Source organism: Natrinema gari JCM 14663 (genome assembly GCF_000337175.1).
Lineage (GTDB): Archaea > Halobacteriota > Halobacteria > Halobacteriales > Natrialbaceae > Natrinema > Natrinema gari.
This window is the reverse complement of sequence record NZ_AOIJ01000045.1, coordinates 1-26,896: the sequence shown is the minus strand read 5'-3', so window position 1 is coordinate 26,896 and position 26,896 is coordinate 1. Positions and strand designations below refer to the sequence as shown.

Here is a 26,896-nt window from a genome sequence, read left to right as displayed (position 1 = left end):
CCGGAACGATGGAGTGGTCTCAGTCGTCGTCTTCGCCGTCACGGAGCCTGTTCTGTCACGTCGCCCGTCCTGCCTCGTCGGGAGCCGCTGTCGATCGATGCTCTCGTCGCCCGTTCGGCGTTCTCGAGCGCGGTTCGGGGCGAAACCGCGGATTGCCGTCCGGCGGGGAGTGCTGATGCGGTCAGCGAGTCACTCGAAGTCGTACCAGTCGAACCGCTCGACCGCGTAGCGATAGGAGATCAGCGGGGCGAGCAGGCCGGCGATCAGGACGATCCACGCACCGGTCGTGATCGTACGGGCGGACAGCGAGATCGCGGGGAGCGGCGTCCACGCGGTGACCGACCTGAGCAGGCCGGCGATCGCTTCGGGGGCCTCGAGGGCCAACACGACGGCGGCGACCGCGGGGAGCGCGATCGCGAGCGTGTAGACGAGGAAAGCGGTCTTGCTCGGCATCACGGCCTCGCGGTTGGAAGTGACGTTGACGCTCCCGAAGCGAGGGAACGCCGAGCCGATCCCGGACGCTAGCGCTGGCGTCGCGATCGCACCGACGACGGTGCCGCCGACCAGCGCGGCGGTGTGCTCGAGCGAGAGCGGGCTGACGATACCCGTAACGACCGAGACGAGGAGCGCGAGCGGAACGCTGACGAGCGCGCCGGCGGCGATTCGACCGCGAATCGCCTGTCGACCGGTGAGCGTCGACGTGACGACGGCGGGCAGCGCCGGCCCGAGATCGCCAAGGGGGTTGAGCGTGAACAGCACGCCAGCGGCCCAGACGACGTACAGACAGAGCAAGACGGCCACGAACCGTGGGACGGTTCCGGCCTCGACGATCTGTTGGGCGAACGCGACGCTGCCGAGCAGGGGGTACCCGGCGTACGCGAGTCGGATCGGCGAGCGCTTCGTGCGACGGATCGCGGTCACCGCGACTGTCCGAACCGGCCACGAGAGCGTCCCGGAGAGGAATTCGGCGAGCCGATCGTCGGACGGTTCCGAGATGGGTTCCTCGTCGTCGGTTCGGGCCGGGTCCGCGAACCAGTGTGTCCGCGCGCCGGCGGTTCCGACCACGAAGGCGAGCCCGAGGACGACCACTGAGCCGACGGCTGTGCCGCCGAGCACGGGAGCCGACGGATCGACGCCGGGGACGCCGATCAGGAGGAGGTGTCCGGGCCACCCGAGCGGACTGCTCCCGAGTCGAGTGAACAGCGTTTCCGTGATTACGTTGAACCCGCCGGTCGTGACCACGCCGAGGTAGAGGACCCAGAACGCGGCGAACAGCAGCGTCCGGTACCGGGCGACCGGTTCGTAGGTAGTTATCAAGTGACGAATCCAAATGCCCACGGCGAACCCGACGGGGAACGCGGTGAGCAGGCAACTCCCGACCAGCAGCGGTGCCGCGAGTACCGGGAGCGGCGTTCCCGCACCGGCGGCAAACGCCGCCGCGAGGAGCACCGTCGACGGCAGCAGCCAGACCGCAAAGCGAGCCGTTTCTGCGGCGACGACGCCGACGACGGTGTTTCGGACCGAGGTCGACAGCAGGAGAAAGGCCGGCTGATCGATGTCGGCGACGGTCGTGACCGTCCGCATGACAGCCATGAAGACCAGAAACACCCACGCGACCGCCGTGACGCCGGTGGCGTAGTCGGTCACCGTCGCTGCGTCGGCCGCGGAGAGCGTCCCGTCGGCGGCGTGTTCTCCCAACTTCGGAAGCAAGAGGGCGCCGACAGCCGTGATCGGGCCAAGTACGAACAGCGCAACCGCCGCCATCACGACCAGTCTGGTCCGATTACCGGCGACCGATCGAGTGGTCCGTCGGAACTCAGCCTTGGTGATCGACAGCGAAGCAGCGGCGAGTCCCATCAGCGAGCACCTCGTTTCGGGGAGGGGGCAAGCGACCGATCGAGTCTCATGGTCGAACCCGTGTCGCGCTCCCAGTAAACCGTTTGGATTACTGTCATTCATCCCGTCTGCTGTGCCGTCGCGTTTCGGCCAGTGTCGTCGATCGTCGGTCCGAGTCCGATCGGTTCACTGACCGGCGACGCGACTCCTGTACGTTGTGATACACATTTAATTACACCGAGACTGAAGGACTCGTATGAGCTCCGCTGACGCCCCCGCGATCGAAACCGAGGGATTGACCAAACGCTACGGCGAGACGGTCGCCGTCTCGGACCTGACGATGGCCGTCGAGCGCGGCACGGTCTATGGCTTTCTCGGTCCCAACGGCGCGGGGAAGACGACCACGATGCGAATGCTGACGACGCTGACGAAACCGACCGCCGGGACGGCCAGAGTTGCGGGCCACTCCATCGCCGACCGCGAATCGGTGACCCCGCACATCGGCTACCTGCCCGAGGAGCCGCCGATCTACGACGAACTCACCGGCCGGGAACAGCTCGAGTACGCCGCCGGTCTTCGTGACATGCCCGCGGACACGGCCGACGAGCGCATCGAGTCACTGCTCGAGCGGTTCGACCTGCGCGCGGATGCGAACAAGCGCATCGAGGACTACTCGAAGGGGATGCGCCAGAAGGTCGGCGTCATTCAGGCGGTCCTCCACGAACCGGCGGTGACCTTCCTCGACGAGCCGACAAGCGGACTCGATCCCCGCGCCGCCCGGACGATGCGGGACACGATCGCCGAACTCGCCGAACGGGAGATGACCGTCTTCCTCTCGACGCACATCCTGCCCGTCGTCGACGAACTGGCCGACGAGATCGGCGTGCTCCACGACGGCGAACTCGTCGCCGAGGGCGACCCTGAGCGGCTCAAGTCCCGTGCCGAGACCGGCGACGCCCGCAGTCTCGAGGATGCCTTCCTCGAGATCACCCGTGAACACGGCGAGGACAGGCTGGGGAAAGAGCGGGCCGCGGAGTGACGCGACCGCCGAGCCGCCGTGGTCACCCCGACCGGTTCGATCGACGCGGACGGCCCAGCGCTCGCGGCCGCCGGTCGACTCGAGCCGCTGTGGCTGCCTGAGATTGACGGATGGGGTCGAAGCTGCGTTCTGCACCACTCGTTCCCATACGTTTTTAGTGGGGGCAGATCGTACGTCCCAGCGAGAGGTGTGAATCGATGAGATGGAGAGACATCACCGGAGTCGATATGCGGTCTCGACTCGCCGAGTACGTCTCGATGATCGACCGATACGATCTCCTGTTGGGGCTGATTCCGACGGCATTCGCGGTCGCCGGCCTCATCGGCCGCGTCCTCGATCTCTCGGCTGAGACGACGCTTCTCGCCGGTGTTTCCATCGCCGCCATCGCCGTGCTCGACGGCCTGTTTTTCCGCCCACCGACGAGACCGCGTGGAACGTGACCGCGTCCGGGTTCATGCCCCATTTGGCTCGTCGACGGGAACCAGCGGGGCAGCGTTCCAGTTGCCGTCCGTGAAGTAATATGTCTCCGGAAACTGCCTTGCTTCGGAGACTCGGACCACTTCGTCGTTCTCGTCAAGGCCACCCGGAAACGAGTCGGTATTAACGAACGCGCTGCATGCAACGTGGTAGAGTTCTGTTTGGTTCTCGCCAGCCCGGTAATTTATTTGTCACAAACAGCCTCCCGAAGCTCTTTGTATAAACCAGGGTGGTACTCCTCTAGAATTTCGGCATCCTGCTCCAGTTCCTCGATTCGTTTTCGGATTCGACTCGCAGCCTCGTATCGCTTGCTGTCCGGGACGTCGGCTTCGCCGGTAATCCGTTCACGATCTGTCGCCGTCATGACGGCTCTGTATTGTCCCATACCTGGCTTTACGGAAACAACACATTTGACAGTAGCACCTATGCATATAGAGTTAACTATGAGGGCACTATAGCTTTTAGTTAGTGCGGTAGGCATAGAAGCTATTGAGGAGCGCGGGACACCGGTCAGCAGGTGGCCGGGACGTGGGAGCACGCCCGATCGCACTTCCAAGCAAGGAAGCACGTCGATGCAGAATCCGCCGACTTGAGCGGCCCGCCACGACGGACGAATCGACCTATTGGTGGTCGGCGACAGTATCATGACCGACCGGAATCCTTCCCGGCTTCCCGCTCTCTGGCTGACGTTGCCACGGTATTGAAGAAATCGTCTATGACCGTAATCTCGACGCTGATTCCTACGAGAGGGGACGTGTACTGACGCTCCGAAGGAAGACGACGGCGGACGGGAGATCAGTGCTGTTCGGTCCGATCAACGGGCGTGAACGCTTCGATCGTGATCGCGATCGCATCGTCGTTCGGGACATCGCGGACGGCGTAGGCCGTCGGATACGCGCCGGCCGTCGGATACAGCGTCGGCTGTGGGATTTCGTACCGATCGGTGCCGGTCACGGTCTCGAGGTAGCGCTTCGTCACCATCGGCTCGACGAACGTGAGTTCACCGCGCCCGTCGCCGCTCGTCTCGTATGCCCCCCAGATGAGCGTGGCGGTGAACTCGTCGCCGGGACCCGCCGGCGAGTCCGCGTCGACCAGATGCTCGCCCATGTCCGTGACGACTGCGAATTCCCCACCGAGACTCGGCTCGGGAACGCGGGTGTACCCCTCCGGAAGCCGCGGCTCCGGGATGGTGTACGACGCTGCGTTCAGCCCCGTAATGGCGTCTACTGTAGCCGCCTCGAGCATGTGGAAGTGAACGTCGATGTGCGGAACGTCGTAGGTTCCCGGCGGCGGGTGGCCCTCCGGGTTCCAGCTCAGGCCGAGGAAGGTAAACGGCGTCGCCGCCGTCTCGGGAAACGGAACGAAGAACTCCTGTGACCACGCGTGGTGGATCTCGAGGGCCGCGCCGGTCGGCCCGTATTTGTTCCCGGAATCGCCGCGTTCCGCTCGGGTTCGCAACACCGCGGCCGACGGGAGACCGGTAAGCGCGTCGCGATCGAGGACGACGCCGTGGTACGTCGGGTCGCCCGACGGCGAGACCGTGGTAAACGTCCGTAACTCCCCGTTGCCAAGCGAGACCGGCTCGCTCCACTCGGTGCGTGTTGGCGGCGGGAAGTCCCGATCCGTCACGCTCCCGGCGACAGTACCGGTCGCTGTGATCGCCGTTCCGACGTACGGCACGGCGCGGAGGAACGTCCGTCGACGAGCGGTCCGTCGGCCGTCCGCGGGCTGGTTGTGCGGTGTCTCACCCATAGCGTGTCCTGGATGTTCGGCTCTCGACGTGGTGTCACACTCCCAACAACATATACCTCTCTGTGACCGCTCGTGACCGTCCCGACGCCGTATCTATCGGTCACTCGAGAACGCGTCGGCGGCGAACGGGACCAACGGGAATCGGATCAGGGATCGAAGACGCCGCGTTCGAGCCCTTCGCGAACGGGCGCGTGCTCGGCGTCGGTCGGCGGCGGACTCGTCGTGAGCAGCGCCTCGAGCCGTTCGTCGTCGTCGGCACGGATCCCCCGCTCAATGTCGGCCTCGACGACGACCACGTCGTCGGGACCGACCGCGTGCTCGGTTTCCCCCTCCCGGACGACGCCGGTTCCAGAGCGGATACAGATCGCGACGTCACTGCCGGGCGCGTGAACCGGAATGAACTGCCCCGGCTCGAAGTAGCCGAGTACGACCTTCATCCGGTTGCTCCGGAACACGGGCCGCGTGCTGAATCGATCCTCGTCGTACGTTCGTTCGCTGTCGAAATCGGTTACGGGCATGGGTGATCTCCGCCAGGCGATTCGGGCTCGCCGAAGACGTGTTCGACCCGATGTCCCTCGTCGGGGTCGGTCTTCTCCCGAACATATTGGCGGTGGGGACTCGACGCCCGATCCGCCAGCAGTCGCCCCGTCCCTGCTGGGAACGCGACGCGAGCGAGTCCCGGAACGGAATACTCTAAAATGACCGGGCTCTCTGGGTTCGTATGGAGTATCACGAGGCGGCGGATTTCCTCTTCGATCTGCGACGGTTCCGCCCGAAGCCGGGCACCGAGTCGACCGCCCGGCTGTTGGCCCACCTCGAGAACCCACACGAAACCGTCGACTTCGTCCAGATCGCCGGCTCAAACGGGAAAGGGAGCACGGCCCGAATGCTCGAGCGGACGCTGCGGGAGGCGGGCTACTCCGTCGGCCTCTACACCTCGCCACACCTCGAGGACCTCCGCGAGCGGGTCCGTGTCGACGGCCGGAAGATGTCGCGGGCAGCCGTCTGTGACTACGTCGACGCCGTCCGCGAGTACATCACCGAGCGCGGTGCCGACGGCGAGTCCCCGACGTTCTTCGAGACGATGACCGCCATGGCGATCTGGCAGTTCGGCCGCGAGGATGTCGATATCGCTGTTCTCGAGGTCGGTATCGGCGGCAAGTACGACGCGACGAGCGTCGTCGATCCGGTCGCCAGCGCGGTCACGAGCGTGACCCTCGAGCACACGGGCATCCTCGGCGACACCGTCGCGGAGATCGCCCGCGACAAGGCCCACGTCGCCCCGGCCGACGCGCCGCTTGTCACGGGCGTCACGGGGAGTCCGCTCGAGTCGATCCGCGATGTCGCCGGCGCGGTCGTCACCGTCGGAGCGGCGACGGCGGCCGACGACGGCGACGACGGCACGGCTTCGAGTCCCGACGTTCGGGTCGCCTACGGCGGGCGGACGAACCACACCGAAGCCGCCGTTTCGATCGATGCCGAGACGTGGGACCTCGAGACGCGGATTCCGCTGTTGGGGGAGCATCAGGCCGAAAACGCCGGTATTGCCGCTACCCTCGCCAGACAGGTCGGCGACGTTTCGGCGGCGGAGATCGCGCGTGGACTGCGAAGCGCCCACTGGCCGGGCCGGTTCGAGGTGCTCGACACGGAGCCGCTGACCGTCCTCGACGGCGCGCACAACCCGGGTGCCTGCGAGGGACTCGCCGAGACGCTCGACACCTACGACTACGACGACCTCTATCTCGTCTTCGGCGCGATGCACGACAAGGACCACCGCGAGATGGCCGCCGCCTTGCCGACGCCCGACACCGTCGTGACGACCGAACCGACTCTCGACCGGGCCGAGGATCGGGCCGTCCTCGCCGATGTCTTCGCCGATGCCGGCGTCGGGACCGTCCGTACCGAGACCGCGGTCCCGGACGCGCTCGCGACCGCCCTCGGCGACGCCGGGAGTGACGATTGCGTGCTCGTCACCGGCTCGCTGTTCGCGGTCGCGGAGGCCCGATCGAGATGGACCCGTACCGACGTTCCGAAGCGTGTTCGCGACCGCTCCGACGCCCGTGACGCGCTCGCGGAGGCGAACGTCGCCGCGGACGATGCCGAGCGACTGGACGGCGACGCTGTCCATCGAGTCGTCAGGACGGCGCTTCGGGACCGACAGGCGACCGTCCTCAAGGAGGAACTGCTGCGGCTGGGTGGTGAATGCGCACTCTCGGGCCTCGAGCACGACGATGAACCCGTCGACGCCGTGTTGATGGGCACGCTCGCCCAATTCGAAGCGCTCGTCGAGGCCCTCGAGACGCGCACACAACCCCACGGCCTGACCGACGTCGCCCGCGAGTTACGGGACACGCTCGAGGTCGACGCCGGGCCCGATACCAGCGTCGCCGACGACACGGATGCCAACGGCGACGCGACGGAACCGATTCGGGCCGCCGGCCGACCGCAGACGCCCGGTCGGCCGGCCGACGGCTCGACCGGCCCGGACTACCCCTGGACCGATCGGACGGCCGTGATGGGGATTCTGAACGTCACGCCCGACAGCTTCCACGACGGCGGCGAGTACGACGCCCTCGACGACGCCGTGGCCCGCGCCGAGGAGATGGTCGCGGCCGGCGCTGACGTGATCGATATCGGCGGGGAGTCGACCCGGCCGGGCGCTGCTCCCGTGTCGGTCGAGGAGGAACTCGACCGGGTCGTGCCGGTCGTCGAACGGATCGCCGACCTCGACGCCCTGCTCTCGGTCGACACCCGCAGAGCCGCCGTCGCCGACGCCGCGCTCGAGGCCGGTGCCGACATCATCAACGACGTGTCGGGGCTCGAGGACCCCGAGATGCGATTCGTCGCCGCCGACCACGACGCGGGGCTGGTCGTGATGCACAGCATCGACGCGCCGGTCGTCCCCGATCGCGATGTCGCGTACGACGATGTCGTCGCGGACGTGATCGATCAACTCACCGAACGCATTTTGCTGGCCGAGAAGGCGGGGCTGGACCGCGAGCAGATCATCGTCGATCCCGGCATCGGTTTCGGCAAGTCCGCCGCCGAGAACTTCGAACTGCTCGACCGGATCGACGAGTTCCACGCGCTCGGCTGTCCCGTCCTCTTCGGGCACTCCCACAAGTCCATGTTCGGCCAGGTCGGCCGCGAGGCCGGCGAACGACTCGAGGCGACCGTCGCGGCCAGCGCCCTCGCGGCCGACCGCGGAGCCGACCTCGTACGCGTCCACGACGTGCCCGAGAACGTCGCTGCGGTTCGGACGGCGCTCGCCGCGCGTGACCCGGAGCGCTTCGACTGGGAGTCGTAACCCCCGCCCTCCGGCCGGGGCGCGTCTCGAAGATACCGATCGAGGGGACGAACTCATACTGCTCGACGGCCACGTCCGTTCACATGAGCGACCGAGCGGCAGCCTCGAACACGAGGTTCTAAAGCGACGTAGGCGATGCCGAGTTCCGACGCCAAGCCGAACGCTCGTCGGCGTTCAGTCGCCGCCAACGCCGTCGTTGTCGGGCGTATACGCCGCCGGACCACAGCCGAGCGACCGATGTGGACAGTATTGGCAGTGGTCACCCGGCGTCGTCTCCGTGAACGAGGGTTCGTCGACCGCCGCGAGCGTCTCGCGGACCGACTCCCACGCCGGGAGGTCGTCGCGCTCCATGAGGGCGACGCGATGGCCGTCGACGTCGCCGACGTAGACGTAGCCGACGGCCGAAATCGGCTCGTCGAACTGCTCTTCGCAGGCCCGCAGATACAGCGCCAACTGGACGGCTTCCTCGGGCGCGATCCGTTCCGCGGTGGCCTTGTAGTCCAGCACCGCGAGCCCGCCGTCGGGGTGTCGCCGGACCGAGTCAACGTAGCCGACGACATCTCCCGTCACGCCGGCCACGTCTTCGATCGAGAAGGGGAGTTCCGCGGCCAGGGGCTCCCAGTCGGCGACGGGCCGGTTGACGGCCGGTGCGGTCGCGTCGAAGTAGCGGTCGATGCAGGCGAGGACCGCCTCGCGGTGTGCGAGTAGATCGCGGGCGGTGAGCTGTCGAACGGCGGCCTCGCGCCACGCCTCGCGGGTACGGTACTCGCGATGGAACGCCTCCTCGGCGACATCGTGGAAGACGGTCCCGACGAGTCGCGACGCGGACTCGTCGGTCGCTGCGGGTGACCCGCCGTTCGCCACGGCCGCCTGCTCGCTCACCGTCGCCGCCGCGGGCGGGTCGTCGATCGCCCGGACGACGTGATCGAGGTAGTGTTTCCGGGCACAGGTCTCGTGGGTATCCATCGCCGAGTAGCTGTGTCGCATCGCGACCGGCAGTTCCGTCGCCGTCGCGAGCGTCTCGACGGGGAACCGGACCGTATCGGTCGTCAGCGCCGAGAGTCGCCGACCGCTGGGGACTCGAGCCGGCTCCGCCGCCGCTCGGTCACCGCTTTCCGTCTCGAGCGAGTCGTGGCTCGCGGCGTCGGCCGCCGCCAACAGCGTCCCGTCGCGAAGCAGTCGCCCAAGCCGGTGGACCGTCTCGATCGCCGCGCGGGTCTCGAGGGGTTCGACGGGCCGTGTACCATAGTCGGCGTAGTAGGTGATCGTGCCCGGACTCTCGCCGGCCGAGGCGGCGATTTCGTCGGTGCGATCGACCACGGTTTCAGGATAGACCTCTCGGACCCGCTCGAAGCTCTCGGTCAGCGACGCCCAGAGGTCCATCCGCTGGCCGGTCACGGACCACTCGATATCGCTCGCCAGGCAGGCCTCGGCCGTCGACGCCGCCAGTTCGTCGTCGTCGCCGTCGTACTCGTAGCCGGAGCCGAACACGAACAAGTGTTCCGCGGCGCGAGTGAGCGCGACGTGGAGCACGCGCCACTCCTCGGCGACCCGCTCGGTGGCGAGATCGGCGAGCAGAGGCGAGTCGACCGCGTCGTCGAGGGTCGCGGCCAGCAGCCGGTAGCGGGCCCGCTCGACGTAGTCGCCGTCGACGCACCACTCCTCGTCCGAGAGGTAGGGAACGAGGACGGTATCGAACTCGAGGCCCTTGGCCTGATGGACCGTCATCACGTCGACGCAGTCCTCGGAGTGGGTGCCCCGCGTTCGGTCGCTCCCGCCGCTTTGTAGGGTCCGTGTCAGCGCGTCCACGAACGCGACTGACAGCGACTGGACGACGCCATCGGACTCGTAGGCCTCGACGAACCGCTCGAGGCGATCGAACCCGGCTCGTTCCTCGCTCGCACAGAACCACTCGATCCGGGTGAGCTCCCGGAACCGTCGAACGAACCCCGACAGCGGATAGATGTCCCGGAACCGCTCGAGTCGCTCGAGGTGGGTCCGGACCGTCTCGAGTCGGTCGGGCTGGTCGAGATCGAGCGCCGACAGGTCGCCGTTCGTCACGGCATCGTACAGCGAGCCGTCCCGCCGCTGCAGCGTCGCGAGGTCGTCGGCAGTGACGCGGTAGCGATAGAGCAGCACACGACGGAGGTGGGCGTCCGCGTCCGGCTCGACGAGCACTCGGAGATACGACAGGACGGTCCGCATCCCGGGCGAGATGTCGCCGCGCGGCGAGCCGGAGATCTCGTAGGGGATCTGCAACGCCTGCAGTTCGTCGGCGACCGCCTGCGCGTGGCGGTTGGTTCGGACGATGACGGCGATATCGCCGAGCGACCGCCGCGGGACGGTCGCCGCCTCGCCGTTGAGCAGCCGCGAGACCGTCGTCGCGACCTGCTCGGGCGTCGACTGGGGGACGTCGTCGCTCTCGACTTTGACGACGCGGTCCGGCGGCTCGTCCTCGTCGTAGCCGCCGGCCGTGCGGCCGTTCTCCCGCAGCGTCTTCGAGGACTGGGGGCCGTAATCGCAGGCGTTGGTCAGGGCCAGGATCTCCTGTCGCGAGCGGAAGTTGAGCTCGAGTTCGATCGCCTCGTGGTCGTCGTAGGCCGCGGCCAGCCGATCGAGCCCCTCGCGGTCGGTCCCGCGCCAGCCGTAGATCGCCTGGTCCTTGTCGCCGATCGCGAGCAGGTCCGGCCGGTCGGGGCCGTCCGTGAGCTCGGTCAGTAGGGCAAACTGGGTCGCGTCGGTGTCCTGAAACTCGTCGCAGTAGACCTGGGACCACTGTCCGGTAATCTCGCTGGCAATGGCAGCATCGTCGAGCAACCCGGTTGCCGTCCGCACCAGTTCGTCGAAGTCCATCGCCCGCTCGGCCTCGAGCGCGTCGTGGTAGTCCGCGTAGACGTCGGCGTAGTGGCGGGCCAGTCGGAGGAACTCGACGTAGTGTTTCAACCGACCGAAGGGCGTTTGTTCGATCCGGCTCGTCGCTTGCCCCCAAATTCGGTTGCCGAACAACGCCCGCGGCAGGTGTTTCGTGGTCCGGTCGTCGAGCGAGAGCGTGTCGATCGTGTTGGTCACGCACTGCTGGAGCATCCGGAGGTAGCGGTCGATGTCCCGTACCAGATCGTCCTCGCGGAACGCGTCCGGTGCCTCCGCGATCTTCTCCCGACAGTAGGAGACGAGTTTGCCGTAGTCGACCAGTGACTCCCGGACCGTCTCGAGGTGCGTGTCTCGATTGAAGTAGCGCAGCGCCTCGGTGTCGAACGAGAGGTCCTCGTCGGCGGTCCGCTCGAGCCAGAGAACGAACTCGTTGCACAGCTCGAGGGTCCGCACCGGCGGCAGTCCGGACTGCAGGTCGTCGGGCGTGATGTCCTCTTGGCTCATCGCCCGAATGAACCGGTCGATGGCATCGACGAGATCGGCCGGTGAGCCGTCGGTGCGGGTCGCGGCCGCGAAATCGTAGTCGTTGTCAGCGAGCAGGCGGCCGATGAGCCGGCGGCGGGTCCGTTCGGTGACGACGTCGAACTCCGGCGAGTAGCCCAAATAGTAGGCGTACTCGCGGACCAGCCGGTAACAGAAGGAGTGGTACGTGTAGACGTCGATCGCCGCGGCGGCGTCGGGCTCGAGGCGGTCGCTGACCGCCGCCCGGATGCTCGCGGCCGCCTCGTTCGCGAACGTCAGTACGAGTACGTCGTCGGGATCGACGTTGCCCCGCTCGATGGCGCGCTCGATCCGGAGCAGCATCGTCGTCGTCTTCCCGGTGCCGGCACCCGCGTCGACCGAGGTACAGGCCGCGCGGCTGTCGATGACCGCCTGCTGGTTTCCTTTGGGGTCGATATCCGCTGGCCCCGATCCGTCAGCCATCGAACCGCACCTCCGTTGCGATGTACTCCTGACAGCAGACGGTGTACTCACAGTCCGGACAGGCGTGTTCCGCGATCCGTTCCCATCGGTCGGACGGATCGAAGGGACCCGCAAGCAGGCTCGCGGCCACGGTCTCGAGGCGGTCGTCGACGGTCTCGTTTCGGTGATCGTGTGTCATGCCGTAGGTATGATGGTCGACGTAAACGTCGGTGAGATCGGCGACTTCGAGGCTCGTCTCGACGGTGTTCTGGACCCAGTTTACCGTCGCTGCCGAGCGGTCGGCGAGGGGAATCTGGACGTATCGACAGGTTCGGTCGCCGAGTTCGAGCCGGTCGCGGAGGCCGCGGAGCCCGTCAATGACCACGGCAGTTTCGAGGAGCGAGCCGACCGGGTCCGGTTCGAACGTGGGCGACCCGTCGTCGAAGTGATCAGTGAAGAGCTCGGCGACGTCGCCTTCCCAGTCGGACCGGTAGCGAAGCCGCCCGAGCGGCGCGAGCGTCGGGACGAACCGGACGCCGACGATCGACGAGCCGTCGCCGTAGACGTAGTCCACCGTCGCGTCGATCCGCACTCGCTCGGCCGCATGCGCCCCGTCGGCGACGTCGACCGCACTCGAGAGCGGCAGCGCCGGCCCGATCAGTTCGCCGCGGGCCGCGTCGGCGTCCAGTCGCTCGATCCCGGCAGCGTGGGCCGTCCCGACGCGATCGAGGTACGCCGACAGCGTCGCCTCGAGCACCCGCCGCTCGTGGCGGCGTTGGGTGCTGGAGTGAAACGGCTCGTCGTGGTCGGTCCACAGCGTCGAGAGCCGATCGCTGGCGACGGCTTCGAGCGCCCCCCGATCGGTTTCGCCGCTCCGGAGTGCGTCACAGATGGCGGTCCGCAGCACGTCCACGCGGTCGGCGACCGTGTCGTCGTCGCTCCCCTCGAGCCCGTGGACGTGGGCGAACTCGTAGCGCCGCGGACAGTGAAGCGCGGTGCGGAGGCCGTCGATGTCGAGTGTGGCCGTCGCCGCGTCGTCAGTCATCGCGGACCACCTCGCCCGCGGCGAACTCGAACTGCGACCGGACCGCCTCGGCGAGTTCGGCGTCGATATCGCCGTCCTCGAGCACGACCGCGATCTCCTCGAACAGCGCCTCGGTCGCGCCGAGATCGGCCTCGCCGCCGGTGCTGGCTTCCCGGAGCACCCGCTCGAGTTCGCCACGGGGCTGGTCGAGCAGCGCCTCGACGGCGTTCGTTTCGCCGTGAATTGCCGCGCCGGCCGCGGCATCGACGTTCGTGAGCGCGAGCCCGGGCGTCGACTCGAGCAGTTTCAGGTAGCGCGACTCGTCGTGGGTCCGCTGGAGGCCGCCGGCACCGCGCTCGTAGGAGCACAGATAGAGGGCATGCTCGGCCGCGCGCGCACCGAGCGCGAGTCGCCTGCGGGATCGCTGGGCGTGGTAGGTCTCGAACGGGTCGCCGACTGCGGTCGCATCGACAGGCTCGAACGTCGCCGCGGTCTCCGCGAGCGACGGGTCGGTGACCGCGGGATAGGCCGGCATGGTTCGAAGCCACGCCGACGGGAACAGTTGGGTGAGGAACTGCTCACCCGGGTAGGTCTCGTCGATCAGGTCGAGCAGGAACACCGTCTGCCGCGAATCGTACTTCAGGTCGTCGATGGCACAGACGGTAACGCCGCCGACCGGCGGCCGCGTCTCGACCGCGTGGACGTAGGGCGCGTCGTACCGGATCGTTCGCCGGAGCATTCGGCGCAGGCCCTGCCAGTCGGGGCCCACGAGATCCGTCTCCTCGACGAACCGGGCGATCTCGAGGACGCGTCTGATACCCTCGTACTGTTCGCGGGCGTCGACCCACGCTTCCTCGCGGGCGATTCGCCCTTTCAGGTCCGTGCGACTGATCCAGCGCTCGAGCGAGCGACGAACACTCGCTCCATCGGTTTCGGCGAGCAGGCCGGTCGAGAACTCGGGGATGCGAGCCTGGAGGCGATTCAGCGAGACCTCTTGGGGCTCGCTCGACGCCGGGGACGGATCGGCATCGCGTCGCTCGAGCGCGTCGCTGTCGCCATCGCGCTCACACTGGCACGCGACGACCGCGTAGAGTTCGTTGACCGCGGGGTCCTCCGCCAGCGAGGGGGTACCGATCGTCGCCGTCGGGATGCCGGCATCCCGGAGGCGACGTCTGGTCTCCGGAACCCGTTCGACCCGCGGCACGGCGACGGCGAACTCGTCGTAGGACCAGCCGTGGCGGTCCGACAACGACTGGATTTCGGTGGCGACCGCCCGAACCTGTTCGCGGGCGGTCTCGGTGCGGATGCGTCGGGCCCGCCCGCTCGGTCGCCCGCCAGTGGGTCCGGCGTCGGTCGCGTCGTGTCCCTCGGATCGGTCACCCGTCGCGAGGAACCGCGTCACAGGCTGCTGTGGCGGTCCGTCGGCAGTCCCGTCGGCGGAAACGGGTTCGAGCAGCTCGATATCGAGACCCGCGTCTCTCGCCACGTCCGCGATACAGCCCGTCTCGACCCGAGTTCGCTCGACGCTGGCGTGGCGCTCGCCGATGCAGACGAGGTCGGCGTCGTCGGCCAGCGCCGCGAGGTACCGGCGATCGAGGCGGCGATACTCCTCGAATTCGACGGCGAGGACGGCGTCGAAAGAGGCGGTTACTCGGGACCGCACGCCGTCCGCGTCCGCCTCGAGCAGGTCGACCGCCTGCGGGATCACGTCCGCCCGCTCGACGTATCCGCGGTCGTCGAGTTCCGCGTGAAAGCGGTCGTTCATCGCGTAGAGGAAGGCCAGACAGTCGTGGGGGGACTCGAGGTCGTCGCGGTCGATCCGCTGGCGGGTCGCCGCGAGCAGCAGTTGCCCCACGTCGCGCGCGAAACTCTCGTGGGCGGCGGCGCGCTCGAGGTAGTCGGGGACCGATCGGCTCGCACCGTCGATGACGAGCGAAATGAGTTCGATACGCTCCTCATACTCGAGGCGGTCCAGCGTCGGATCGTACTCTTCGATCGTTTTCGAGGCGTGTTCCGGCAGCGACTCGAGCCGGGGCGACCGGGGCCCACCGTCGTTTCGCCCGCGACCGGCGTCGGCCAGCGCCTCGGCCACCGACTCGAGGCCCGCCGGATGCCGTTTCAGGACCAGGACGTTCCGCGGTCCGTGTTCCGCGGCGAGGGCTGCGTACTCCGCGGCAACCGTCGCGAACACGTCGCTGCCCGGCGCGGGTGCGGGGAGGAGCTTACAGGTTCCGTCGAGTGTGGGCGGCGTGGCCATCGGTCGTACGTCACCGAGTATGGCGGAATTCGTATTTAAATGTGGGCACGATTCGATCCCGATGGAGTCGTGCCTCGAGCCCGACCGAGCGGACTCGAGGACGCCCAACGGGAGACCAGCGTGGGTTTGTCCGCGTTCTACCGTCAGGCGGCGTCAAAGCTACCATCTTCGAAGAATACTATGGCAGAATATGAATGCAAAGAGGATGGTGTCAGGAGTGAATTAGCCCTCGGTCCGTATTGGTGTCCGAGAGCGGCTATTCGCAGCATACGAGTGCTTTTCTCTTTCGGAGAGAGAACCGATCCACGTTGCGGATGCGTCCCCGGAACGCCCGCCGCAGGCAGCTGAATGCGCGATCCACACACGGTACCAGAAACAGCGTTATATGTTTTTCTCCGTACTGTTCTGTCTACATGTTCATACTGAGATGCTCTTCTTCACTGTCTCCTGCTGAGAATTACAGCGGTAGCGAGGCGAAAGCCCACCCGTTCACGCTCGGCTCGGAGTCGTGTGTTTCGGGGCTTCATGATCGCCGCCGACGGCGCTATCGAAACCGCTTTTCCGGCGCTCGTCGAACGCTCTTTCAGTGAACTGGTCATACAGGAATACGGTTCTCGTTCTCTGTACGTTCGCGTTCTTCGTGACGGTGACCGCGCGGTTGGTGATCAGCCCGGTCGTTCCCGACATCGTCGAGACGTTTTCGGTCAGCACCGGTGCGGTCGGGCTGGCGCTGTCGGGGATGTGGGCCGCCTACGCGCTCTCACAGTTTCCGAGCGGGCTGCTCGGCGACCGGTTCGGCGAACGACCGATCATCCTGACCGCGATCGGCGGGACGGCGGTCGCGAGCGCGCTGCTCGCGCTGTCGCCGACGTACGTCGTCTTCCTCGTCTTCGCGATCGTCCTGGGCGGAGCGGCCGGCCTTCACTACAGCGTCGCGACGACGCTGCTCACTCGGCTGTTCGATCGAACGGGACGCGCGATCGGGATCCACGTCTCCGGCGCGCCGATCGCCGGCCTCGCCGCACCGGTACTCGCCGCACTCGCGGCTGATCGATACGGCTGGCGTGCGGCGATCGCCGTCGGGACGGCGGTCGCGATTCCGATCGTTGCTGTCTTCGCCCTCCGCACCCGGCCCACGGAACCGCGTTATCCCGACCGACGGATGCGAGAGCAGGTCGATCCATCCCTCCTCTCGCAGTTGCTGACCCGCCCCAGCGTGGCCTACACGACCGCGCTCTGTGCGATGGGCGCGTTCACCTGGCAGGCGACGGCGTCGTTTCTCCCGACGTTTCTCGCGGTCGGCTACGACCTCCCGCGGACGACCGCCGGTCTCCTGTTTTCCCTGTATTTCCTCGTCAACGGCGGCGTCCAGCCGCTGGTCGGGTCGCTGTCCGACCGCTACTCGCGCGACGCCGCGGCCGCGGTCACGATGACGGCGGGGCTCATCGGCTTCGCGGTGTTGGTCATCGGGGATGGGCTGGCGACGGCGGTCGCAGGGGTCGCCTGCGTCGGCGTCGCGATGACCTGGGGGCCCCGCTGCAGTCACGGTTCATGGACGTGCTGTCGTCGTCCGAACGCGGCCTCGGTTTCGGTCTCGTCAGGACCGCCTACATGACACTCGGCGCGACCGGCAGTGTCGCCGTCGGGATGACCGCCGACCTGTTCGGTTGGATGGTCGCGTTCGGCCTCCTCGCGACGATCATGGCGCTCGCGCTGGTAACGATCGTCTCGAACGCCGTCTTCTCGCTAGGCTATTGACTGGCGGGTTCGACTCGGATTGTGAGACACGCCATCACACGCAGGACGGCGGCCAATTGGCTCCGAATCACGCCGCCCTCGGCCGAAGGGTGAGACGGACGCTACTCTCGACGGTGACCCGATAGTCGCTGACGACGAATTCGATAGTGCATCTGCCGCCGTCCGATTCGTCCCGCGCCGACGCGGCCAGGGTATCTACCTCACGTGATCGTGGCCTTGATATGGCGTCTCGAGCCACCTGAATGGCTGCCATCGTTGTCGTCTCCGTTTCGTTCCCTGAAACAGTACGGTTCGGTGCCGGCTTCGCGTTCCGTCCGCCGGTTTCGCCGCGTCTATACTCGAGCGAGCGCGCCACCCTCATGAGTTACAAATATATGTTTGTAATCAGATGTCGGGCGTTCGGTCGTCTTCCGCCGCGGTTGCTTGCGATTAGCCACGACTCGCAATAGCACGCTCGTTCAACTGATCAACGAGTGGTTAGTTGCGTTCGTTCGTGTCCGATTTCTCACACTCCGCCCCGATCGTTCGGCACATGGGCCGGTACCGTACTCGCCGATCAAAAGCGGATGTGGAGCGCTCGAGGGAGCATATACACCAATTTAGAACTATATCTACAAAAGATATGTGTGGCTTCACATTCACGAACGACGGTATTTCATCTGGAACACTGTTGATAGCTTGCTGGTCGGTCTAGTGGCGTTTGCCGCTGCTTTCGATGTTCCCAACTGGCTGCAGTCCAGCTACTGGTGTCCGAAGTCGGAATCACGACTGAAACGATCCAGAACGCGGCATAGGGCGGGAGTAGCGATACGAGCGATTGGTTGCCCTCGAAATATAATAAAAACGGTGGGTTTGGGGAACTAACTTAGAGCAGACACATTCTGTCGTCCTTCCAGCTCGAGCCCACACCGTCCCTCGAGTCCGATCGGCAAGCGGGGCCGATGGCCGCGAGTCGACGGCGCTCGAGCCGGCTCGCACGTGGCTCGATCCGTGTGAGCGTTTCGAACGCGGGAGCTCCGACAATCCTTATAACGCATCCCGAGTACTGTACGGTATGGAGGATATTTTCGTCGCTCGAGTCATGTCCTCGTCACTGCACACGGTGACGCCGGACACGCTCGTCGAGGACGCCGCGCAGGACATGCTCGACAACGGGATCGGTTCGGTCGTCGTCATCGACGACGACAATCGACTCGAGGGAATCCTGACGACGACGGATTTCGTTCGGATCGTCGCCGAACAGAAGCCGAAAGATCAGACCCCGGTTTCGAAGTACATGAGCAGCGACGTCGTGACGGCGTCCGCACAGGACAGCATCCGCGACGCCGCGGACGTGATGGTCGAACGCGGCTTCCACCACATTCCGGTCGTCGACGAGGACGAGGGCGTCATCGGGATGGTCACCACGTCGGATCTGGCGGGCTACCTCTCGCGCGTCCAGTCGCCGAGTCCGGAGTAGCCGCCGGGCCGATCACTCGGGATGCAAAGCCACTGCTCGAGCCGTTGCTCGAGCGTGGGAACCACGGACGCGACCGTGACACCCCTCCCCCACCGGCTCACACACCCATCGCACAGCCGGTGTAGAGTCAGGTGTGTCCTTCGGTTCAGTGACGACGATCGTCCGGATCGGAATCGGTACCGTCGGGCGCACCCGCAGCGATGTCGTCGGCTTCGGTCATCCAGCGGACGATATCGTCCAATCGATCCCGTAACGTACGAGCTTCGGTCGGCGTCAGTTCGACGTCGGCGTGCCCCGTCCCGTGGTCCCCCGCCATCGCGTCGATACTGAGGACGACGCGGTGCTCGTCCGCGGATTCGGGCCGCACCGAAACGTCGGCCCGGTCGGGATAGTCACGCGGTGGTCCCAACTCGAGGTCGGTTTCGCCGCGCGTGACCCCGATCCGGACGCGCTCCGTGTACTCGAGGTCGAACGAGTCCGTTCGGTCTCCCTCGACGGACGTCGGTTCCTCAGGTGGTGTGGTCTCTCTTCCCATGCGTCTTTGTTCTCCGGCGACCCCCTTGGCTCTACGCCCGTTCGGCTCGCGTGGCGTCACTCGACGGCGAACATTTCGTCGTCCAACTGGCGGCCACCCGTCCAGCACTCGCGGGCGAACCACGCGAGATACCCCATCGCAAAGACGGCCATCGCGGCGGTGAGCAGCCACGTGCCGCTCCCGGTCTCGAGCGTGCGGAGTTGGGAGACGCCGAACACCCCGGCACCGATCGCGAGTATCCAGATGCCGACCGCGGCGACGCGGGGCCAGCCGACGGTTCGACCGGCGACGACGAGTCGTTCACGGGTTCCGGCCAAGAGAAGCACCACGCCGACGGCGGCGAGCCAGCCGATCAGGAGCAGCATCGACGGAGCCGCCGTGTCGGCATTGACGACGAACAGCCCGGCTAACAGGAGCGTTGCAACCCCGCCGCCGGTGAATCCGTGGCGAACGACAGTCTTCAGTCCACTCATCGGTCGGCCGATTCGGCGGGGCCAAAGTTAGGTGTACTCACTCGGTCCGAGACTGGGTTAGTCGTCGTCCATCGGTGCGGTCACCGGTTCGACGCACTTCCCGGGAGGTATTCTTATTACGTTGCAATACGATGCAATACACATGGAAAACGTCACTGCACGGATGAGTTCCGAGGAACTGGATCTCCTCGACCGGCTGGCGGAACAGCGAGACGGCGGGCGAAGCGATGCGATTCGGGAAGCGGTTCGACGCGGTGCGCGCGAGGAACTGATCCGCATCGCCCTCGAGCGGTACCGGGAGGGCGAAGTCGGCATGCGCGGCGCTGCGGAGATCGCCGATGTCTCGATCACGCGTATGATGCGTGAGGCCAACGAGCGTGGCGTTCTCTCGAACTATGACGAGACCGACCTCGAATCCGATGCCGACGCGCTCCGATGACCGGTGATGACCGAACGCTGCTTGTCGACGCGAGTACGTTCATCACGCTCGCCGAAATCGGCTCGTGTCCACTTCTCTACCGGACCCGAGGCCGAACGGCTCTTCCAGCCGCAGTACAGCGGGAGATAACGGACGATCCTGCGGCGAGCGAACTGGAGCGAGCCGTACAGTCGGCGGCTGTCCACGTTCTCGATCCCATCGCCGACGACGATGACCGATTGCAGGCCTACGAACGGGCGACGGAACATCTCGAGCAGTCCAGTTGCACGTCTCCCGGAAACCCGGCCTGGACGGGCGATGTCGCGCTCCTCGGCGAGGCGCTCGAGCGGTCGGATGTAGTCGTCGTAACCGACGACAAACCCCTCCGGGACACCTGTAAAGCGCTCTCGATTCCCGTGTCGGGATCGATCGGTATCCTCGTCCGCGCCGTCGAGCGGGGTGACGTGACCGCCGACGCGGCGACGGAGCACCTCCTCGCGATGGACGAAACCGGGGCCAGATTGAGCGCGCGACTGCTCCGGCGGGCCGAACGGTTGATCGAGGATGCCGCCTCCGACCGGTGACGAGCGACTTTCGTCAATCGTCGTCCATCGGTGCGGTCACCGGTTCGACGCGCTCCCCGCGGGGCCCCTCGAGATCCACTTTCGGCAGTAGATCGCGCAGATAGCGACCGGTGTGGGAGTCCTCGAGTCGGGCGACGGCTTCGGGCGTCCCGGTCGCGACGATTTCGCCGCCGTGCTCGCCGCCTTCCGGACCGAGGTCGATGATGTGATCGGCGTTTTTCACGAGATCGAGTTCGTGTTCGATGACGACGACGGTGTTCCCGTTGTCGGTCAATCGGTGGAGCACGTCGATGAGTTTGCGCTCGTCCTCGCTGTGGAGCCCGGTGGTGGGCTCGTCGAGCAGATAGAGGGTGTCGCCGGTGTCTTTCTTCCCTAACTCCTCGGCGAGTTTGATCCGCTGGGCTTCCCCGCCGGAGAGCGTCGTCGAGGGCTGGCCGAGCTTCATGTAGTCCAGCCCGACGTCTTTCAGCAGCTTGAGCCGGCGGCGGATCTGGCTCGAGGACTCGAAGAAGTCGTAGGCCTCTTCGACGCTCATCTCGAGGATGTCGGCGATGGTCTTGTCCTTGTAGGTGACATCGAGCGTAGCGTCGTTGTAGCGCGCGCCGTCGCACTCTTCACAGGGGACGTAGACGTCGCTCAGGAAGTTCATCTCGATTTTCACCGTTCCCTGGCCGCCACACTCCTCGCAGCGGCCACCTTTGACGTTGAACGAGAACCGCCCCTTCTCGTAGCCCCGCTGCTTCGCGAGCTTGGTCGACGCGAACAGCTCACGGATGTAGTCGAAGACGCTGGTGTAGGTCGCGGGATTCGACCGCGGCGTGCGCCCGATCGGCGACTGATCGATCAGGCGAACGGTCTCGATTTCGTCGAGCCCCTCGAGCGCGTCGTGCTCGCCCGGAATGACCGACGTGTTGTCGTTCATCTGGCGAGCGAGCCCCTTGTAGAACACCTCGTGCATGAGGGTGGATTTCCCGGAGCCGGAGACGCCCGTAATGGCCGTGAAACAGCCGATCGGGATGTCGACGTCCAGGTCCTTCAGGTTGTGCTGGCGCGCGCCACGGATCGTCAACGCGCCGTCCGGATCGCGGCGTTCGTCGGGCACCGGAATCTGTCGCCGGCCGGAGAGGTAGTCGCCGGTCACGGAGTCCTCGGTCGCTTTGACCTCCTCGACGGAGCCGTTGGCGACGACCTCGCCGCCGCGCTTGCCGGGGCCGGGCCCCATGTCGATGACGTTGTCCGCGCGGCGCATCGTCTCCTCGTCGTGCTCGACGACGAGCAGGGTGTTCCCCAGATCGCGCAGTTCCTCGAGCGTGTCCAGCAGCCGGTCGTTGTCCCGCTGGTGGAGGCCGATCGAGGGCTCGTCGAGCACGTAGAGGACGCCGACGAGCCCGGACCCGATCTGCGTGGCGAGCCGAATACGCTGGCTCTCGCCGCCCGAGAGCGTCGACGCCTCCCGATCGAGCGTGATGCTGTCTCTTATACACATCTCTGAGCGGGCNCATCAGAGATGTGTATAAGAGACAGTCCTTGAGGATCTCCTCGGCGATGACCTTCTCGCGCTCGGTGAGGTCCGCTTCCATCGACTCGAAGTGGTCGTGAGCGTCGCCGATGCTCATCGCGTTGATCTCGGTGATCGAACTGTCATCGACCAGCACCGCGCGGCTGGCGAGTTTCAGCCTGGTCCCATCACAGGCCGGACACTCCGTGACCGACATGTAGTCCTCGATGTGCTCGCGGGTCGAATCGGAGTCGGTCTCGATGTAGCGGCGCTCGAGGTTCGGAATAACCCCCTCGAAGCGTTTTTGCTTCCGGCGCGTGCCGTTCTTGGTGCTTCGCTTGAATACCACGTCGCCGTCAGTGCCGTAGAGGAACGCCTGCTGGATGTCTTCCTCGAGGTCCTCGAACGGCGTCGACAGCGAGACGCCGAAGTGTTCCGCGACGGCGTCCAGCCGGGTCTGGTAGTACGAGCGGTTGTAGCTCCAGGGCTCGAAGACGTGTTTGAGCGGCTTGGACTCGTCTTCCAGGACGAGCGCCTCGTCGACTTCCTTCGTCTCGCCCAGGCCCTCACACTCGGGACAGGCACCATGGGGCGAGTTGAACGAAAAGGATCGGGTTTCGATCTCGGGGATGTCGATCCCGCAGTGTGTACAGGCGAGGTCCTTCGAGAACTCGACCACGAACCGGTCGTTCGATTCGGTCTCCTCGCCGAGCGCGCCGGTCCGGCGGGCTTCCTCGCCGAGATCCGCGGCGACGTCTTCCGAGGCATCCGGGAGGATGACTTTGAGGACCCCCTCGGCCTCGTCGAGCGCCGTCTCGACGCTGTCGATGATGCGGGGTCGGTCCTCGGCGCGCACCTTCACGCGGTCGACGATCACGTCAACGGTGTGGTCGAAGTTCTCGTCGAGGTCGGGATCGTCGCGCGTGAGGTCGTGTTCCTCGCCGTCGATCTCGACCCGGGCGTACCCCTCGGAGACGAGTTCCTCGAAGAGGTCCTCGAAGGCACCCTTCTGATCGCGGACCACGGGTGCGGCGAGCTTGGCCTTGGTTCCCGCCGGGAGCCCGAGGATGCGCTCGACCATGTTTTGCGCACTCTGCTCGCCGACTTCGCGGCCACAGTCCGGACAGTGGGGCGTGCCGACGCGGGCGTAGAGCAATCGCAGGTAGTCGTGCAGTTCCGTGACCGTCCCGACGGTCGAACGCGGGTTGTTCGCGGCGTTCTTCTGGTCGATCGAGATCGCCGGTGAGAGTCCTTCGACGGTCTCGACCTGGGGCTTGTCCATCTGGCCGAGGAAGTTCCGTGCGTAGGCCGAGAGACTCTCGATGTACCGTCGCTGCCCCTCCGCGTAGACCGTCTCGAACGCTAACGAGGACTTGCCCGATCCCGAGAGGCCGGTGACGACCGTAAACGCCTCCCGTGGGATCGTGACATCGATATCTTTGAGGTTGTGCTCCTCCGCGCCGCGTACGTCGATGGAGTCCTTGCTCATCGTTCGATCGCAACTCGGGACTGTCTCTTCTGTCGACGCGGTTCCAGATTCATTGTATCTGAGTCAGTGGCCGCAAGGACTTAACGAGTCTGAAAGGCCAATAGCAAGCTACACGGTACCGCCCCACATTCAGTCGTCCGCTGACTGCTCACGCGGCGTCGAATCGGACGGGTCCTCCCCGCGGTCGTGCCACCACTGGCCGGCGATTGCCCCGGTCGCGACGGCCACCAGCCCGACGACGGTGACGACGTTTACCACCGGAATCAGATAGAAGACGTTGACCGTGATCGCTCCGACGGCGAGTGCAAGCCACAGGTTCGGGTTCGGCCCCCGGCCGGCCCGCCGGAGCAGCCGCGAGCCGAGGACGATGACGCCGACGGTGTTGGCGACCGTCAGCCCGATCGGGAACACGAGCGCCAGCGCCTCGAGTCCGGTACCGACCGGTGCCGGCACACCGGCTGCGACGAGGAACGACGCGGTCGCGGTGACGGCCGTGAGCGCGACGCCGCCGCCGACCAGGATGCCGATGCCGATCACGCCCGTGGGGACCGGCCGCTCGACGATCCGGGTCTCGAGTCGCCGGACCGACGACTGGGACACGGCGAGAACGACCGCCCCGATGGCGATCGTTCCGAGGACGTAGACTCCGAACGCGAGCGCCAGTTCCTCGGGCGTCGCGGGATTCGTGATGGTGCTCCCGAGGTCGCTCGGGGTGACGGCTGCGGGACCGTGCGATCGAGGAGTGGTCGAGGTTGCGAGCGTGTCCGAATGGAGCATCCCGTGTTACAGGGTATTGTTGCGGGACCGATGCCTTCAATCGGCGGGTTTGCCCCGAGCGGCGACGGCCGGACCAAAGTGTCTTCGGCCGGCAGTCCCAAAGACGACTATGAGCGACGACGCCGCGGACACACTCGCGGTCGAGGACTGCGTCGAGTACTGTCGGACCCAGGCCGGCCTCCTTTCGGGCAGCGTCGAGACGATGAGCGACGAGGCCGACGCCCTCCTCGACGAGATCGATCAGGAGATGGCCGAGATTCGGTCGCGACTCGAGACGTTGCCCGACGAGGTGGAGGCGACTGAAACGCCCTCGACCGCGGACGTACCCGACGCCAGCGAGGTCGACGTTGCGGCGATCGAGGACCTACAGGCGGAACTCGAGGAAAAGCAACTCCTCGTCGAGGCGAAACAGGCCCGCATGCAGGCGTTTCAGGAACTGGCCGCCGGCTACACCGAACTGGCCGAAACGTTGTCCTCGACCGTCGACGACGGACAGGAGGCACTGACTCGGATCATCGAGTTCGAGGCCGACGCCGACGCACCGGTGTACTTCGACGAGCGGGAAACAATGGTCGAGACCGCGGCCGCATCGGCCGATTCGGGGACCGAGTAGCCGAGCGGCCCCCACGGCTGGGAGGCGGACTCGCCGCGCTGGTGCGTTTTCCATTCGACACATGTTATATGTCGAATAGTTACAAACGTTCATTTATGATGATGTCGTACCGTCAACACATGCCGATCGACTACGGCGAGCGCGAGAAGTCGTACGAACTCTATCGCAAGGGCAAGCGTGAGGGGACGTGGGACCCCGACGAGTACGATCTCGACGAGGATCGAGACGACTGGACCCAGTTCTCCGAGGCGGAGCGACAGCGGTTCCTCGCGACGTGCTCGGGGTTTTACGACGGCGAAGAGGACGTCACGCGGACGCTCGCGCCGTACATGATGGCGCTTGATGCGCTCCCCAACGACGAGATGCCCTTCGATCCCGTCCAAGAGGAGATGTACCTCGCCCAGCAGGTCTACGAGGAGGCCAAACACACCGACTTCTTCAGCCGCTACTTCGAGGAGGTGTTCGGAACGCAAGAGACGACTCCCTATCGCGAAAACGGATATCAGGAACAGGGGTACAGCACGGACGATCTCTACGACACCGCGGACGACCTGTTGGCGGCGATCGACGACGGCGACCGAACCGAACTCGTCTACGCGCTCGGCGAGGCCTACCTGAACTACATGGGCATCGTCGAGGCGCAACTCGCCCGCGGCGGCTACCTGAGTTTCGACCAGATGATCGAACTGAAAGCCGCGGAGATGGGCCGCGAGGCCGTCCTCGAGTCGTTCCAGGCGGCGATCGGCAAGGTCCGGCAGGACGAGACGCGACACATCGAAAACGGACGCTGGATCTTACAGCAACTGGCCGTGGCCGAACCCGACATCGTCGCGGATGTCTACGAACCGCGACTCGAGCAATACGTCGAAAACCGATTGCTTGCCGATCCCCTCTACGACGAGCACCCCTTCGACGGCTACGACCAGCAGAAGATCGGGACGCAACTCGTCCAGTACCTCCAGGATACCGTCGACTACATCGGGGCCGACCGGTTCGAGCGGTACGGCGACGTTCAGGCCGCCCTCCAGGAGCGTCAAGCGGCCGACTGACGGTCCCCGATCGCCGAGTCGCTCGAGGAGGCCCTCAGGATCGGCGACGGTCGTCACCAGCAGCCACTGCGTGACCGCTCGCGAGTGCCGCCTCGGCGTCGAGAAGAGCAGTCCCTCACGGGAGTATATAATCACCCACGGTATACGGGGAATCGCCGAATCGGTTACTGTTTCACGGGAACCGTCGAGACTATTGAACGTACGTCTACCATACGATTTCTTGAGGGGGAAAACGATGACCTACCCACAACTCAACCGACGGCACGTATTGCAGGCGATCGGGGCGACCGGCGCGGTAGCGGTAGCCGGCTGTCTCGGTGGCGACGCACAGGGGAGCAGTACGGACGGCAACGAGCCGGCGGCTGAAGACGACGGGCTGCCGGCGGCCAAGTCCGTCGATGTCGAGCGTATCGCGCGGGACCCAACTGACATCCCGGAGCCGGTCGACTGGGACGAGCCCCGGGAGCATGATGTCACGATCCGGACCGAGCGGGTGACCGCGGAGATCGAGCCGGGGGTCACGTTCGAGTACATGACCTTCGAGGGGGAGGTGCCGGGGCCGATGCTCCGGGTGCGGCGGGGCGACCGGGTGAACCTGACCTTCGACGTGCCCGACGACCTGAACATAGCCGCCCACAACATGGACTTCCACGCGGTCTACGGGCCCGGCGGCGGGGCCGACGCGACCACGATCGCGCCCGGCGACGACCCCGCCCA

Annotated in this window: 20 protein-coding genes and 2 pseudogenes; 10 read left to right on the top strand and 12 right to left on the bottom strand. The window is 66.1% G+C overall.

Annotated features, from left to right (window positions below; translation table 11 throughout):
* Positions 1 to 189 precede the first annotated feature (189 nt).
* A complete protein-coding gene (locus C486_RS07765) occupies positions 190 to 1,857 on the bottom strand; it encodes a hypothetical protein (RefSeq protein ID WP_008454864.1) in 1,668 nt (555 codons plus the stop codon).
* Between the two features lie 235 nt (positions 1,858 to 2,092).
* On the opposite strand from C486_RS07765, the gene C486_RS07760 reads away from it, so the two are divergent.
* On the top strand, positions 2,093 to 2,875 hold the full coding sequence (locus tag C486_RS07760) for an ABC transporter ATP-binding protein (RefSeq protein WP_008454863.1): 783 nt from the start codon (positions 2,093 to 2,095) through the stop codon (positions 2,873 to 2,875).
* 197 nt (positions 2,876 to 3,072) lie between these two features.
* Positions 3,073 to 3,315: a hypothetical protein gene (locus tag C486_RS07755; RefSeq protein ID WP_014864448.1), complete on the top strand. Its 243-nt coding sequence runs from the start codon at positions 3,073 to 3,075 to the stop codon at positions 3,313 to 3,315.
* Positions 3,316 to 3,536: 221 nt separating this feature from the next.
* On the opposite strand, the gene C486_RS07750 is transcribed toward C486_RS07755, so the two are convergent.
* The 3 genes from C486_RS07750 to C486_RS07740 all read right to left on the bottom strand — a co-directional run bounded on the left by C486_RS07750 (position 3,537) and on the right by C486_RS07740 (position 5,622).
* Positions 3,537 to 3,737, bottom strand: coding sequence for a hypothetical protein (locus C486_RS07750; protein WP_014864447.1), 201 nt, complete (start codon positions 3,735 to 3,737; stop codon positions 3,537 to 3,539).
* A gap of 410 nt (positions 3,738 to 4,147) precedes the next feature.
* A complete protein-coding gene (locus C486_RS07745) occupies positions 4,148 to 5,104 on the bottom strand; it encodes a hypothetical protein (RefSeq protein ID WP_008454860.1) in 957 nt (318 codons plus the stop codon).
* 146 nt (positions 5,105 to 5,250) lie between these two features.
* The gene (locus C486_RS07740) at positions 5,251 to 5,622 is read right to left on the bottom strand and encodes a cupin domain-containing protein (RefSeq protein ID WP_008454859.1); all 372 of its coding nucleotides are present in this window, start codon (positions 5,620 to 5,622) and stop codon (positions 5,251 to 5,253) included.
* 203 nt (positions 5,623 to 5,825) lie between these two features.
* On the opposite strand from C486_RS07740, the gene folP reads away from it, so the two are divergent.
* Positions 5,826 to 8,411 carry a dihydropteroate synthase gene (folP, locus tag C486_RS07735; protein WP_008454858.1) on the top strand — a complete coding sequence of 862 codons (2,586 nt, stop codon included), beginning with the start codon at positions 5,826 to 5,828 and terminating at the stop codon, positions 8,409 to 8,411.
* A 174-nt stretch (positions 8,412 to 8,585) separates the two neighbouring features.
* Here folP and C486_RS07730 read toward each other — a convergent pair whose 3' ends face one another.
* From C486_RS07730 to C486_RS07720, 3 genes are read right to left on the bottom strand one after another with little or no spacing between them, the layout of a single operon-like run.
* Positions 8,586 to 12,266: a UvrD-helicase domain-containing protein gene (locus tag C486_RS07730; protein ID WP_008454855.1), complete on the bottom strand. Its 3,681-nt coding sequence runs from the start codon at positions 12,264 to 12,266 to the stop codon at positions 8,586 to 8,588.
* Complete coding sequence (locus C486_RS07725; protein WP_008454854.1) at positions 12,259 to 13,290, bottom strand: hypothetical protein; 1,032 nt, start codon at positions 13,288 to 13,290, stop codon at positions 12,259 to 12,261. The genes C486_RS07730 and C486_RS07725 overlap by 8 nt, the downstream gene beginning before the upstream one ends.
* Positions 13,283 to 15,526: a hypothetical protein gene (locus C486_RS07720; protein ID WP_008454852.1), complete on the bottom strand. Its 2,244-nt coding sequence runs from the start codon at positions 15,524 to 15,526 to the stop codon at positions 13,283 to 13,285. Before C486_RS07720 ends, C486_RS07725 begins: the two co-directional genes overlap by 8 nt.
* A gap of 586 nt (positions 15,527 to 16,112) precedes the next feature.
* Between C486_RS07720 and C486_RS07715 the strand changes: the two are divergent.
* Positions 16,113 to 17,284: pseudogene (locus tag C486_RS07715) on the top strand (MFS transporter).
* Positions 17,285 to 17,351: 67 nt separating this feature from the next.
* Here C486_RS07715 and C486_RS20915 read toward each other — a convergent pair.
* Entirely contained in the window at positions 17,352 to 17,537 is a 186-nt protein-coding gene (locus C486_RS20915) for a hypothetical protein (RefSeq protein WP_014864439.1), read from the bottom strand.
* Positions 17,538 to 18,338: 801 nt separating this feature from the next.
* Here C486_RS20915 and C486_RS07710 point away from each other — a divergent pair.
* Positions 18,339 to 18,743: a CBS domain-containing protein gene (locus C486_RS07710; RefSeq protein WP_008454848.1), complete on the top strand. Its 405-nt coding sequence runs from the start codon at positions 18,339 to 18,341 to the stop codon at positions 18,741 to 18,743.
* Positions 18,744 to 18,888: 145 nt separating this feature from the next.
* On the opposite strand, the gene C486_RS07705 is transcribed toward C486_RS07710, so the two are convergent.
* Positions 18,889 to 19,278: a hypothetical protein gene (locus C486_RS07705; RefSeq protein WP_008454846.1), complete on the bottom strand. Its 390-nt coding sequence runs from the start codon at positions 19,276 to 19,278 to the stop codon at positions 18,889 to 18,891.
* Positions 19,279 to 19,334: 56 nt separating this feature from the next.
* Positions 19,335 to 19,751, bottom strand: a complete 417-nt coding sequence (locus tag C486_RS07700) for a hypothetical protein (protein WP_008454844.1) — start codon at positions 19,749 to 19,751, stop codon at positions 19,335 to 19,337.
* A 142-nt stretch (positions 19,752 to 19,893) separates the two neighbouring features.
* On the opposite strand from C486_RS07700, the gene C486_RS07695 reads away from it, so the two are divergent.
* Both C486_RS07695 and C486_RS07690 read left to right on the top strand, forming a co-directional pair.
* Complete coding sequence (locus C486_RS07695; RefSeq protein ID WP_008454843.1) at positions 19,894 to 20,190, top strand: UPF0175 family protein; 297 nt, start codon at positions 19,894 to 19,896, stop codon at positions 20,188 to 20,190.
* Positions 20,187 to 20,753: a DUF3368 domain-containing protein gene (locus tag C486_RS07690; protein ID WP_008454842.1), complete on the top strand. Its 567-nt coding sequence runs from the start codon at positions 20,187 to 20,189 to the stop codon at positions 20,751 to 20,753. The genes C486_RS07695 and C486_RS07690 overlap by 4 nt, the downstream gene beginning before the upstream one ends.
* 13 nt (positions 20,754 to 20,766) lie before the next feature.
* Here C486_RS07690 and uvrA read toward each other — a convergent pair.
* Together uvrA and C486_RS07680 are read right to left on the bottom strand one after the other, a co-directional pair.
* Positions 20,767 to 23,740, bottom strand: a pseudogene (uvrA, locus tag C486_RS07685) (excinuclease ABC subunit UvrA).
* 129 nt (positions 23,741 to 23,869) lie between these two features.
* Positions 23,870 to 24,517 (bottom strand): hypothetical protein, encoded by a 648-nt coding sequence (locus C486_RS07680; protein ID WP_008454841.1) that lies wholly within the window; start codon positions 24,515 to 24,517, stop codon positions 23,870 to 23,872.
* 109 nt (positions 24,518 to 24,626) lie between these two features.
* On the opposite strand from C486_RS07680, the gene C486_RS07675 reads away from it, so the two are divergent.
* From C486_RS07675 to C486_RS07665, 3 genes are all read left to right on the top strand, one after another.
* On the top strand, positions 24,627 to 25,130 hold the full coding sequence (locus C486_RS07675; RefSeq protein ID WP_008454838.1) for a hypothetical protein: 504 nt from the start codon (positions 24,627 to 24,629) through the stop codon (positions 25,128 to 25,130).
* A gap of 119 nt (positions 25,131 to 25,249) precedes the next feature.
* Positions 25,250 to 26,179, top strand: a complete 930-nt coding sequence (locus C486_RS07670) for a ribonucleotide reductase (RefSeq protein ID WP_049910281.1) — start codon at positions 25,250 to 25,252, stop codon at positions 26,177 to 26,179.
* Positions 26,180 to 26,414: 235 nt separating this feature from the next.
* On the top strand, positions 26,415 to 26,896 hold a 482-nt coding region (locus C486_RS07665; RefSeq protein ID WP_008454832.1), incomplete at its 3' end, for a twin-arginine translocation signal domain-containing protein.